Annotated in this window: 10 protein-coding genes; 4 read left to right on the top strand and 6 right to left on the bottom strand. The window is 66.1% G+C overall.

Annotated features, from left to right (window positions below; genetic code table 11):
• Positions 1-67 precede the first annotated feature (67 nt).
• Positions 68-271: a cold-shock protein gene (locus tag WS57_RS31450; protein ID WP_004196460.1), complete on the bottom strand. Its 204-nt coding sequence runs from the start codon at positions 269-271 to the stop codon at positions 68-70.
• 540 nt (positions 272-811) lie between these two features.
• On the opposite strand from WS57_RS31450, the gene clpS reads away from it, so the two are divergent.
• From clpS to WS57_RS31430, 4 genes are all read left to right on the top strand, one after another.
• Entirely contained in the window at positions 812-1,126 is a 315-nt protein-coding gene (gene clpS, locus WS57_RS31445; protein WP_009689693.1) for an ATP-dependent Clp protease adapter ClpS, read from the top strand.
• Positions 1,123-3,423, top strand: a complete 2,301-nt coding sequence (clpA, locus tag WS57_RS31440) for an ATP-dependent Clp protease ATP-binding subunit ClpA (protein WP_040128011.1) — start codon at positions 1,123-1,125, stop codon at positions 3,421-3,423. The genes clpS and clpA overlap by 4 nt, the downstream gene beginning before the upstream one ends.
• A gap of 103 nt (positions 3,424-3,526) precedes the next feature.
• Positions 3,527-4,906 carry an amino acid permease gene (locus WS57_RS31435; protein WP_060254904.1) on the top strand — a complete coding sequence of 460 codons (1,380 nt, stop codon included), beginning with the start codon at positions 3,527-3,529 and terminating at the stop codon, positions 4,904-4,906.
• Positions 4,907-5,059: 153 nt separating this feature from the next.
• Complete coding sequence (locus tag WS57_RS31430) at positions 5,060-5,830, top strand: hypothetical protein (protein WP_009689688.1); 771 nt, start codon at positions 5,060-5,062, stop codon at positions 5,828-5,830.
• A 70-nt stretch (positions 5,831-5,900) separates the two neighbouring features.
• On the opposite strand, the gene dut is transcribed toward WS57_RS31430, so the two are convergent.
• From dut to WS57_RS31405, 5 genes are all read right to left on the bottom strand, one after another.
• Positions 5,901-6,347 (bottom strand): dUTP diphosphatase, encoded by a 447-nt coding sequence (gene dut / locus WS57_RS31425; RefSeq protein ID WP_009689687.1) that lies wholly within the window; start codon positions 6,345-6,347, stop codon positions 5,901-5,903.
• Between the two features lie 55 nt (positions 6,348-6,402).
• Complete coding sequence (gene coaBC / locus WS57_RS31420; protein WP_009689686.1) at positions 6,403-7,614, bottom strand: bifunctional phosphopantothenoylcysteine decarboxylase/phosphopantothenate--cysteine ligase CoaBC; 1,212 nt, start codon at positions 7,612-7,614, stop codon at positions 6,403-6,405.
• 74 nt (positions 7,615-7,688) lie between these two features.
• On the bottom strand, positions 7,689-8,189 hold the full coding sequence (lspA, locus tag WS57_RS31415) for a signal peptidase II (protein ID WP_009689685.1): 501 nt from the start codon (positions 8,187-8,189) through the stop codon (positions 7,689-7,691).
• 2 nt (positions 8,190-8,191) lie between these two features.
• A complete protein-coding gene (gene ileS, locus WS57_RS31410) occupies positions 8,192-11,029 on the bottom strand; it encodes an isoleucine--tRNA ligase (RefSeq protein ID WP_069245283.1) in 2,838 nt (945 codons plus the stop codon).
• A 105-nt stretch (positions 11,030-11,134) separates the two neighbouring features.
• Positions 11,135-12,127, bottom strand: a complete 993-nt coding sequence (locus tag WS57_RS31405) for a bifunctional riboflavin kinase/FAD synthetase (protein WP_040128006.1) — start codon at positions 12,125-12,127, stop codon at positions 11,135-11,137.
• Positions 12,128-12,234 lie beyond the last annotated feature (107 nt).

Below are 12,234 nucleotides of genomic sequence, written 5' to 3'. Positions count from 1 at the left end.
CTTTGGCGAATCACAAAAAAAGAAACCCGGCATTCAGCCGGGTTTCTTCATCCGAAATCCGTTGCCCTCAGGCGGCCTGGATATTCGAAGCTTGCTTGCCTTTCGGTCCTTGGACGACCTCGAAGCTGACCTTCTGACCTTCCTTCAGGGTCTTGAAACCCTGCATGTTGATGGCCGAGAAGTGCGCAAACAGATCTTCACCGCCCTCGTCGGGGGTGATGAAACCGAAGCCCTTCGCGTCGTTGAACCATTTGACAATACCAGTTGCCATACCTACTTCCCCTGTCACACAGTCGCTACTTACCACGAGCACGCTCGAAAAGCTAAACGACCGGAAAATACAGCCGTTCCCCCCTCACAAGCTCACCTCGGCCTCTTTCATATCGCCTGCCGGCAATTTGAAAAAAGTGCCAGCTTGATTGTTGGCGCTCTTTATTTGGGTGTCAAGAAAATTTTTAGACGTATAGGGGGACGTTGTAAAGAACCCATTTTCAGGGTTTTTCCGGCTTTGCTTTGCAGCATGCGGCCAAGCGCGGGGACTTGAAAAGTCGCATAATCGGCTCATATACCAGGCTCGAGTGACACGCGTTCGAGTCGTCCCGGCTTGTGGGATACTGGATGCGGATACGACGTTCCGGTGCGATTCCCCGAGAAGGTTCGTGTTCCGCGCCACGCGTGAAAGCCGGCACCGCAGCCGGCTTTCGCATGGCGCGAGGACGTTCGCGTGTTCCGGGAGACCGGGGAGGGCGCCGGCCGATCGGTCGGGTAATGGCAGGATTGCGGGCCTGTCCGAGTTGTTTAGAATGGGTGTATGGCGATTATCCCGGACAAGCAGGACAGCACCGTCCTGGAACGCAAGGAGCAGAAGCTGAAGCCACCTTCGATGTACAAGGTGGTGTTGCTCAACGACGACTTCACGCCGATGGAGTTCGTCGTGATGGTTGTGCAGGAGTATTTCAAGAAGGATCGCGAGACGGCCACGCAGATCATGCTGAAGGTCCATCGCGAAGGGCGAGGGGTTTGTGGGGTCTATACGCGGGACATCGCGTCGACCAAGGTTGAGCAAGTCGTTACCCATGCGCGGCAGGCCGGGCATCCGCTGCAGTGCGTGATGGAGGAAGCATGATTGCCCAGGAATTGGAAGTCAGCCTGCACATGGCGTTCATGGAAGCACGCCAGGCGCGCCATGAGTTCATTACGGTCGAGCATCTGCTGCTGGCCCTGCTGGATAATCCCACGGCAGCCGAGGTGTTGCGCGCATGTGCGGCCAACATCGAGGATCTGCGTCAGAACCTGCGCAATTTCATCCACGACAACACACCGACCGTGCCGGGCACCGACGATGTCGATACCCAGCCGACGCTCGGTTTCCAGCGCGTGATCCAGCGCGCGATCATGCACGTCCAGTCGACGTCGAACGGCAAGAAGGAAGTCACCGGCGCGAACGTGCTGGTCGCGATCTTCGGCGAGAAGGATTCGCACGCCGTCTACTACCTGCAGCAGCAGGGCGTGACGCGTCTCGACGTCGTGAACTTCATTTCGCACGGCATCGCCAAGACCAACAGCGGCGAAGCCGCGAAGTCGAGCGATGCGAGCGCGGAAAGCGAAGACGCGAACGCGCAGAAGGAAACCCCGCTCGCGCAGTTCACGCAGAACCTGAACCAGATGGCGAAGGACGGCCGGATCGATCCGCTGATCGGGCGCGAGCCCGAGGTCGAGCGCGTCGTGCAGGTGCTGTGCCGTCGCCGCAAGAACAATCCGCTGCTGGTCGGCGAGGCCGGCGTGGGCAAGACCGCGATCGCCGAAGGCCTCGCGTACCGCATCACGCGCGGCGAGGTGCCGGACATCCTCGCGAACGCGCAGGTGTACTCGCTCGACATGGGCGCGCTGCTCGCGGGCACCAAGTATCGCGGCGATTTCGAGCAGCGTCTGAAGACGGTGCTGAAGGAGCTGAAGGAGCGTCCGCACGCGATCCTGTTCATCGACGAGATCCACACGCTGATCGGCGCGGGCGCCGCGTCGGGCGGCACGCTCGATGCGTCGAACCTGCTGAAGCCGGCGCTGTCGTCGGGCACGCTCAAGTGCATCGGCGCGACCACCTTCACCGAGTATCGCGGCATCTTCGAGAAGGATGCGGCGCTGTCGCGGCGTTTCCAGAAGGTCGACGTGACGGAGCCGAGCGTCGAGCAGACGGTCGCGATCCTGCGCGGGCTGAAGTCGCGCTTCGAGGAGCACCACGGCGTCAAGTATTCGTCGGGCGCACTGTCGGCCGCTGCCGAACTGTCAGCGCGCTTCATCACCGACCGTCACCTGCCGGACAAGGCGATCGACGTGATCGACGAAGCGGGCGCCGCGCAGCGCATCCTGCCGAAGTCGAAGCAGAAGAAGACGATCGGCAAGAGCGAGATCGAGGAAATCATCTCGAAGATCGCGCGCGTGCCGGCGCAGAGCGTGTCGCAGGACGATCGCAGCAAGCTGCAGACGCTCGACCGCGACCTGAAGAGCGTCGTGTTCGGCCAGGATCCGGCGATCGACGCGCTCGCGGCCTCGATCAAGATGGCGCGCGCGGGCCTCGGCAAGATGGACAAGCCGATCGGCGCGTTCCTGTTCTCCGGCCCGACCGGCGTCGGCAAGACCGAAGTGGCGCGCCAGCTCGCGTTCACGCTCGGCATCGAGCTGATCCGCTTCGACATGTCGGAATACATGGAGCGTCACGCGGTGAGCCGCCTGATCGGCGCGCCGCCGGGCTATGTCGGGTTCGACCAGGGCGGCCTGCTGACCGAAGCCGTCACGAAGAAGCCGCATTGCGTGCTGCTGCTCGACGAAATCGAGAAGGCGCATCCGGACATCTTCAACGTGCTGCTGCAGGTGATGGACCACGGCACGCTGACGGACAACAACGGCCGCAAGGCGGATTTCCGCAACGTCATCATCATCATGACGACGAACGCGGGCGCCGAGTCGATGCAGAAGGCGACGATCGGCTTCACGACGCGCCGCGAGACGGGCGACGAGATGACCGACATCAAGCGCCTGTTCACGCCGGAGTTCCGCAACCGTCTGGACGCGATCATCAGCTTCCGCTCGCTCGATGAGGAAATCATCATGCGCGTGGTCGACAAGTTCCTGATCCAGCTCGAGGAGCAGCTGCACGAGAAGAAGGTCGATGCGCTGTTCACCGACGCGCTGCGCAAGCATCTGGCGAAGCACGGCTTCGACCCGCTGATGGGCGCGCGGCCGATGCAGCGGCTGATCCAGGACACGATCCGTCGCGCGCTGGCCGACGAGCTGCTGTTCGGCAAGCTGGTCAACGGCGGCCACGTGACGGTCGACGTCGACGAGAACGACAAGGTGCAGCTGTCGTTCGACAAGCTGGCGAATCCGCCGCACAAGCCGAACGAAGAGACGGTCGAAGTCGAGTAAGCGATAATTCGTTGTTCATGCGAACGGCGCGGGAAGTCCTCCGCGCCGTTTCGTTTTATCCGGCGCCGGCGGCGCGATGGTGGGGCAGGGGAGTGGCAACGCAGTGACACAACAACAAGGGTCGTTCGACACTATCGTCGAACGCGAACAAGGCTTGCGCCACGCGCTGACGTCGGGGCAGATGGCGATGATCGCGATCGGCGGCGCGATCGGCACGGGGCTGTTCCTCGGCAGCGGGTTCGCGATCGGGCTCGCCGGCCCGAGCGTGCTGGTTTCGTATGCGATCGGCGCGCTGATCGCGCTGCTGCTGATGGGCGCGCTCGCGGAAATGACGGTCGCACATCCGACGGCCGGTTCGTTCGGCGCGTACGCGGAGCACTACGTCGGCCCGCTGGCCGGCTTTCTCGTGCGCTATGCATACTGGTTCGCGGTCGTGTTCGCGATCGGCACCGAGATCAGCGCGATCGCCGTGTTCATGAAGTACTGGTTTCCGGCCGTGCCCGGGTGGTACTGGGTGATCGGCTTCTCGGCGCTGCTGATCGCGGTGAACCTGGCGAGCGTCACGCTGTACGGATCGGTCGAATATGCGTTCTCTTTGCTGAAGATCGCGGCAATTGTCGTGTTCGTGGTGCTGGGCGCCTATCTGGTATGGTCGGCGCCGGCCGCGTCCGGCATCGGCTTCGCCAACTACACCGCGCACGGCGGCTTCATGCCGAAGGGGCCATGGGGCACCTGGGTCGCGGTGATCGTCGCGATCTTCAGCTACATGAGCATCGAGGCGGTCGCGATTGCGGCCGGCGAAGCGCGCGATCCGCAGCACGCGGTGACGCGCGCGTTTCGCTCGACGGTATTCCGCCTCGTGCTGTTCTACCTGCTGACGCTGTCGCTGATGCTCGCGATCGTGCCGTGGACGCAGGCCGGCACCGACGAGAGCCCGTTCGTGAAGGTGATGGCTGCGACGCACGTGCCCTATGCGGCGGGCGTGATCAACTTCGTGCTGCTGATCGCGGCGCTGTCGGCGATGAACAGCCAGCTGTACGTGACGACGCGGATGATGTTCAGCCTGTCGCGTGCGCGGCTCGCGCCGGCCGTGTTCGGCCGCCTCGGCGCGAACGGCGTGCCGCGCGCGGCGCTGTGGATCTCGACCAGCGGCGTCGCGGTTGCGGCCGTGCTGGTCGCGCTGTCGCCCGATACCGCGTTCACCGTGATGATGGCGATCGCGATGTTCGGCGCGCTGTTCACGTGGATGATGATCTTCGTCACGCACCTCCGCTTTCGTGCGAAGTATCGCGGCCCCGCGCTCGCGTTCCGGATGTGGGCGCACCCGTTCGGCAGCCTGCTCGGTGCGGGGCTCGTCGCGGCGATCCTGCTGACGACCGCGTTCACGCGCGAGTTCCGGATGACGATGGTGGTCGGCGTCGCGTTCGTCGTGCTGCTCGTGGGCGCGTATGTGCTGCGTTACCGGCACGAACACGCACGCTGAGGCCGCGGCGGTGCGCTGCGCGATACGGCGCCGGCACGCGGCGCCGCCTGTCCGGCGAATGCTAAGGTTGCGTTAAGCCGTCGGCGATTACATTCGAGCCTGTCTGCGATGCGCGCGGTACGGCCGCGCGCTGCGTTTCCGCACGAGGTTCGAATGAAAAAACTTCCCGAAATCACGCTCGCGTTCTGGATCATGAAGATCTGCGCGACGACGCTCGGCGAAACCGGCGGCGACCTGCTGTCGATGACGCTGAACGTCGGCTATGCGATGAGCTCGATCCTGCTGTTCGGTTTCTTCCTCGTCACGCTCGGCGCGCAGATGCGCACCACACGCTATCGGCCGGCGATCTACTGGGCGGTGATCGTCGCGACCAGCACGGCCGGCACGACGATGTCCGACTTCATGGACCGCACGCTCGGGCTCGGCTACGCGCTCGGCGCATCGATTCTCGTCGCGATCCTGCTGTCGATCTTCGTGATCTGGCGACTGAGCGGCGAATCGCTGTCGGTCGACCGGATCCGGACGCGCAAGGTCGAGATGCTCTATTGGATCGCGATCCTGTTCTCGAACACGCTTGGCACCGCGCTCGGCGATTTCCTCGCGGACAGTTCCGGCCTCGGCTTCGGCGGCGGTGCGCTGCTGATCGGCGGCCTGATTGCGGCGATCGTGGTCGCACACTACTTCACGCGGATCTCCGGTGTGCTGCTGTTCTGGGCCGCGTTCGTGCTGACGCGGCCATTCGGCGCGACGGTCGGCGACTTGCTGACGAAGCCGATCGCCAAGGGCGGCCTCGCGCTCGGCACGGTCGGATCGTCGGCGGTGCTGCTCGGCGTGCTCGTCGCGATGGTGGCCTATGCGATGCTCGCGCAGCAGCGGCAGCGCGGCATGACGCCCGCACGGATCGCACAGCGCGTCGACGACTGACGCGCGGCGCGCCCGGACGGCGAGCAACAAAAAAGGGCCCGCGGGCCCTTTTGCGTATCCGGTACGACGCTCAGTGGCGACCGGTGCTGCCGAACCCGCCGGCACCGCGCTCGCTCTGCGCGAAGTCGTCGACGATGTTGAACTGCGCCTGCACGACCGGCACGATCACGAGTTGCGCGAGCCGCTCGAACGGGTTCAGCACGAACTCGGTCTGGCCGCGGTTCCACGTCGAGATCATCAGCTGGCCCTGATAGTCGGAGTCGATCAGCCCGACCAGATTGCCGAGCACGATGCCGTGCTTGTGGCCGAGGCCCGAGCGCGGCAGGATCAGCGCCGCGTAGCCGGGGTCGGCCAGGTGGATCGCGAGACCGGTCGGCACGAGCGCCGTTTCGCCCGGCTTGAGCGTCAGCGGCGCGTCGAGGCACGCGCGCAGGTCGAGGCCGGCGCTGCCGGTGGTCGCGTAGGCGGGCAGGTAGTCGCGCATGCGCGCGTCGAGAATCTTCAGGTCGAGTTTCATGCGGTCGTCGATTCGGTCGGAAAGGGCGCGGCGGCGCGTGCCGCCGCGCGAGGGATCAGATCAGGCGGTTGTCGGGCAGGCGCTTCGCGATTTCGTCGACGAGCGCGTGCGCGAGTTCGTCCTTCGGCGCACGCGGCAGCCGCGTGAGGCCGGACGCCTCGAACAGCACGACCTCGTTGTCGTCGCGGCCGAACGTCAGCGGGCCGAGGTTGCCGACCAGCAGCGGCACGTTCTTGCGCTTGCGCTTCTCGTCGCCGTGCACGTCGAGGTCGCCGCTCTCGGCTGCGAACCCGACGCAGAACGGCGGATCGGGCAGCGCGGCGACCGACGCGAGGATGTCGGGGTTCTCGACGAATTCGAGCTGCGGCATCTTGCGGTCGGTCGTTTTCTTCATCTTGTGCTCGGCCGGCTGCGCGACGCGCCAGTCGGCGACTGCGGCGACCGCGATGAAGATGTCGGCATCGTTGACCGCGTTCATCACGGCGTCGTACATCTGCTGCGCGGTCTGCACGTCCTCGCGGTACACGCCCCACGGCGTGTCGAGCGCGACCGGCCCCGCGACCAGATGGACTTCGGCGCCGGCCTGCTGCGCGGCGCGCGCGAGCGCGAAGCCCATCTTGCCGCTCGAGCGGTTCGTCAGGCCGCGCACCGGGTCGAGCGGTTCGAAGGTCGGGCCGGCCGTGATCAGCACGCGGCGGTGCGCGAGCCGCTTCGGCTGGAAATGGGAAACGATCGCTTCGTAGATCGCCTCGGGCTCGAGCATGCGGCCGTCGCCGACTTCGCCGCACGCCTGCGCGCCCGAATCGGGGCCGAGCACCGACACGCCGTCGGCGCGCAGTTGCGCGACGTTGCGCTGCGTGGCCGGGTTCTGCCACATCTGGCGGTTCATCGCGGGCACGACCAGCAGCGGGCAATCGCGTGCGACGCACAGCGTCGACAGCAGATCGTCTGCGAAGCCGTGCGCGAGCTTCGCGAGGAAATCGGTCGACGCGGGCGCGATCACGATCGCGTCGGCTTCGCGCGACAGGTCGATGTGCGCCATGTTGTTGTCGATGCGCGCGTCCCACTGGCTCGTGTAGACGGGCCGGCCGGACAGCGCCTGCATCGTGACGGGCGTGATGAACTGGGCGGCCGCTTCGGTCATCGCGACCTGCACGGTCGCGCCTGCCTTGGTCAGCAGCCGGGTGAGCTCGGCGATCTTGTAGCAGGCGATGCCGCCCGTCAGGCCGAGAACGAGGTGTTTTCCTGCGAGTTCCGCGTGTGCCAACTCAGGTCTCCAAGGGTCGAACGAGACGGCCGGCGGCCGGCGCGCGGCCGGCCGTCGACGCAGAGTATGCGCGCTTAGCGCGCGCCGCGCACGCGACGCAGTTCGTCGTAGACCAGCAGCACCGCGCCGATCGTGATCGCGGAATCGGCAAGGTTGAACGCCGGGAAGTGCCACGTGCCGAGATGGAAATCGAGGAAGTCGATCACGTGGCCGTAGATGATCCGGTCGATCACGTTACCGAGCGCGCCGCCGAGGATCAGCGCGAGCGACAGGCTGAACAGCCGCTGGTGGCCGTGGCGCTTCAGCAGGAAGCAGATCACGAGCGTCGCGCCGATGCCGAGCGCGGTGAACGCCCAGCGCTGCCAGCCGCTCGCGGTCGACAGGAAGCCGAACGCGGCGCCGCGGTTGTACACCAGCACGAGGTTGAAGAACGACGTCAGCGCATGCTGCGCGCCGTACGCGAACGTTTTCAGGATCGCGATCTTCGACAGCTGGTCGAACAGGATCACGATCAGCGAAATGCCGAGCCAGGGCGCGAGTGCGCCGCTGGCCGGTTTCGACAGGGTTTTCGCCATATTTAAGCAGCGCTCCGGATTTCGCCGTTTTCAAACAGGTTCGAGAAGCAGCGGCCGCACAGCGTCGGGTGGTCGGCGTGCGCGCCGACGTCCTCGCGGTAGTGCCAGCAGCGTTCGCACTTTTGATATTTCGACGCAGCCACGTCGACGCCTTCCTGCGCTTCGTCGTCGACCTTGACGACCGTCGCGGCCGACGTGATCAGCACGAACTTCAGATCCTCGCCGAGGCTCGCGAGCGCATCGTAGCGCGCGCCGCTCGCGTGCACCGTCACTTCGGCCTGCAGCGACGAGCCGATGCGGTTCGCGGTGCGCGCTTCCTCGAGCGCCTTCGTCACGTTGCCGCGCACGTCGCGCAGCAGCGCCCACTTGTCGATCAGCGCGGCGGCGTCGGCGACTTCCGGATACGCGTAGTAGGTTTCCGTGAAGATCGTGTCGCTGGCCGGCTGGAACACCTTCCAGGCTTCTTCGGCCGTGAACGACAGGAACGGCGCGAGCACGCGCAGCAGGCCCTGGGTCAGGTGGAACAGCGCCGTCTGCGCGGAGCGGCGCGCGCGCGAGTCGGGCGCGCTCGTGTACAGGCGGTCCTTCAGCACGTCGAGGTAGAAGCCGCCGAGGTCTTCCGAGCAGTACGTCTGCAGCTTCGCGACGACCGGGTGGAATTCGTACTTCTCGTAGTGCGCGAGCAGCTCGGTCTGCAGCTGCGCGGAGAACGCGACCGCGTAGCGATCGATCTCGAGCCATTCGTCGGCCGGCACCGCGTGCTGCGCGTAGTCGAAGTCGGACAGGTTCGCGAGCAGGAAGCGCAGCGTGTTGCGGATGCGGCGATAGCCTTCCGTGACGCGCTTCAGGATTTCCTCGGAGATCGCGAGCTCGCCCGAATAGTCGGTCGATGCGATCCACAGGCGAATGATTTCCGCGCCGAGGCGGTTCGCGACTTCATGCGGATCGATGCCGTTGCCGAGCGACTTGCTCATCTTGCGGCCTTCGCCGTCGACCGTGAAGCCGTGCGTGAGCAGGCCCTTGTACGGCGCGCGGCCGTCGAGCATCGACGCGGTCAGCAGTGACGAGTGGAACCAGCCGCGATGCTGGTCCGAGCCCTCGAGGTAGAGGTCGGCCGGGAACTGCAGCTGGTCCTTGTGCGAGCCGCGCAGCACGTGCCAGTGCGTCGTGCCGGAGTCGAACCACACGTCGAGCGTGTCGCGGTTCTTCTCGTACAGGTTCGCGTCGTCGCCGATCAGCTCGCGCGCGTCGAGCGTCTGCCACGCCTCGATGCCCGACTGCTCGACGCGCTTCGCGACTTCCTCGAGCAGCTCGAGCGTGCGCGGATGCAGCTCGCCGGTTTCCTTGTGCACGAAGAACGCCATCGGCACGCCCCACTGGCGCTGGCGCGACAGCGTCCAGTCGGGACGGTTCGCGATCATGCTGAACAGGCGCTGCTTGCCCCACGACGGATAGAACGCGGTGGCCTCGACGCCTTCGAGCGCGGTCTCGCGCAGCGTCTTGCCGCCTTCGCGCGGCGTGACGTCCATCCCGGCGAACCACTGCGACGTCGCGCGATAGATGATCGGCGTCTTGTGGCGCCAGCAGTGCATGTAGCTGTGCGTGTACTTCTCGCTGCGCAGCAGCGTGCCGGCGTCGCGCAGCGCGTCGACGACCTTCGGGTTCGCGTCCCAGATCGACAGGCCGCCGAACAGCGGCAGCGATTCGATGTAGCGGCCGTCGCCCATCACCGGGTTGATGATGTCGGAGTCGGTCATGCCGTGCGTCTTGCACGAGATGAAGTCCTCGACGCCGTATGCGGGCGACGAGTGCACGACGCCGGTGCCGGTGTCGGTCGTCACGTAGTCGCCGAGATAGACGGGCGCCGTGCGCTTGTAGCCCGGGTGAGCCGAGGCGAGCGGATGGTGGAAGCGCAGGTTGACGAGCTTCACGCCCGGCGCGGTCGCGACGACGCTGCCGGTCAGCTTGAACTCTTCCAGGCACGCGGCGACGCGCTCTTCGGCGACGATCAGCAGCCCGCGCTCGGTATCGACCAGCGCGTAGACGATTTCCGGATGCAGGTTCAGCGCCTGGTTCGCGGGGATCGTCCACGGCGTGGTGGTCCAGATCACGATGCCGCCTTCCGCGCGCGGAAGCGCCGGCAGGCCGAATGCCTGCGCGGTCTTTTCCGGTTCCGCGAACGGGAACATCACGTCGATCGTCGGGTCGGTGCGGTCCTTGTACTCGACTTCCGCTTCGGCGAGCGCCGAGCCGCAGTCGAAACACCAGTTCACCGGCTTCAGGCCGCGATAGACGTAGCCCTTCTCGATGATCTTGCCGAGCGCGCGGATTTCTTCCGCTTCGTTGACGAAGTTCATCGTCTTGTACGGGTTCGCCCAGTCGCCGAGCACACCGAGACGCTTGAAGCCGACCTTCTGCTTCTCGATCTGCTCGGTCGCGTACGCGCGCGCCTTGGTCATCACTTCGGCGGCCGGCAGCGACTTGCCGAACTGCTTCTCGATCTGGATCTCGATCGGCATCCCGTGGCAGTCCCAGCCCGGCGCGTACGGCGCGTCGAAGCCGGCCATGTTGCGCGACTTCACGACGATGTCCTTCAGGATCTTGTTGACGGCGTGGCCGAGGTGGATGTCGCCGTTCGCATACGGCGGGCCGTCGTGCAGGATGAACTTCGGCCGGCCCTTGCTGGCCGCACGGATCTTCTCGTAGATGCCGCGCTCCTCCCATTCCTTGACCCACTGCGGCTCGCGCTTGGGCAGGTCGCCGCGCATCGGGAACGGCGTGTCGAGCAGGTTGACCGGATACTTGGCCTGCGGTTTCGAATCGGCTTTCTTGTTGCTCATGATGGGATCGCTATCTCAATCGGGGGGACGCTCGTGCGTCGTGAATCGGGTGTGCGCGCGCAAGCGGCGGCGCGGGGATGCGGCGCACGCGCGCCGCCGGCCGGATCAGCTAATTCGGTCGGTCGCCGACGTCGCGAAGCCGGTCGCGCGGCTGCCCGGCGCACGGTCGCGCCCGGCGAAGTACGCGCGCGCATTCGCGACGTCCAGCGCGATCGCGCGCGACAGCGCCTCGAGATCGTCGAACTTCGCCTCGTCGCGCAGCTTCTTCAGGAATTCGACGCGGATCAGCTTGCCGTATGCGTCGCCGTGCCAGTCGAGCAGGTGGACTTCGAGCAGCACGCGGCCGGAATCGTCGACGGTCGGGCGCAGGCCGAGGCTCGCGACGCCCGGCAGCGGCGCCGGGCCGAGGCCGTGCACCTGCACGACGAAGATGCCCGCGAGCGCCGGCCGCTTGTGCGCGATCGGCAGGTTCAGCGTCGGGAAGCCGAGGTCGCGGCCGAGCTTCAGCCCGTGCGCGACATGGCCGCTGATCGCATAGCCGTGGCCGAGCGCGCTCGCGGCCGCGTCGAGATCGCCCGCCGCGAGCGCGGCGCGCACGCCGGAACTCGAGATGCGCGTGCCGTCGCTGCCGGCGATCGTGCCCATCTGCTCGACTTCGAAACCGTACTGCTCGCCGGCCGCCTTCAGCGTGTCGAAGGTGCCCGCACGCTTCGCGCCGTAGCAGAAATCGTCGCCGACCATCATCCAGCGCGTGTGCAGCCCGCCGACCAGCGTGCGCTCGACGAACGCCTGCGGCGTCTGGCTCGCGAACGTGTGGTTGAAATGCTCGACGACGACGCGGTCGACGCCGTGGTCGCGCAGCGCCTCGAGCTTGTCGCGCAGCATCGCGATGCGCGGCGGCGCGCCGGCCGGATTGAAGAACTCGCGCGGGTGCGGCTCGAAGGTCATCACGCACACGGGCAGGCCGCGCGCATCCGCTGCCGCGCGCACGCGCGCGAGCAGGGCCTGGTGGCCGCGATGGACACCGTCGAAGTTGCCGATCGTCAGCGCGCACGGCGCGCGGCTCTCGGCGTTGGGCAGGCCGCGGAAGACTTTCACGATAGCGGATGCAGCGTCGGGGAATGGGCGGTGAAGTGCCGCAAAGCAGAAGATTATAAACGTTCGGGCGGCCGGGCGGCTGAGGAGGCGGGAAACGCAGGGCCGAA

Origin of the sequence: Burkholderia pseudomultivorans, assembly GCF_001718415.1 — a bacterium.
GTDB lineage: Bacteria > Pseudomonadota > Gammaproteobacteria > Burkholderiales > Burkholderiaceae > Burkholderia > Burkholderia pseudomultivorans_A.
The sequence above is the reverse complement of the archived record's forward strand: the minus strand, read 5'-3'. Positions and strand labels throughout refer to the sequence as shown.

Excerpts from the sequence above, each read along its gene's own strand:
- clpS (WP_009689693.1), top strand. The coding sequence starts at position 812 with ATGGCGATTATCCCGGACAAGCAGGACAGCACCGTCCTGGAACGCAAG.
- WS57_RS31450 (WP_004196460.1), bottom strand. The coding sequence starts at position 271 with ATGGCAACTGGTATTGTCAAATGGTTCAACGACGCGAAGGGCTTCGGT.
- WS57_RS31430 (WP_009689688.1), top strand. The coding sequence starts at position 5,060 with ATGAAAAAACTTCCCGAAATCACGCTCGCGTTCTGGATCATGAAGATC.
- lspA (WP_009689685.1), bottom strand. The coding sequence starts at position 8,189 with ATGGCGAAAACCCTGTCGAAACCGGCCAGCGGCGCACTCGCGCCCTGG.
- clpA (WP_040128011.1), top strand. The coding sequence starts at position 1,123 with ATGATTGCCCAGGAATTGGAAGTCAGCCTGCACATGGCGTTCATGGAA.
- dut (WP_009689687.1), bottom strand. The coding sequence starts at position 6,347 with ATGAAACTCGACCTGAAGATTCTCGACGCGCGCATGCGCGACTACCTG.
- ileS (WP_069245283.1), bottom strand. The coding sequence starts at position 11,029 with ATGAGCAACAAGAAAGCCGATTCGAAACCGCAGGCCAAGTATCCGGTC.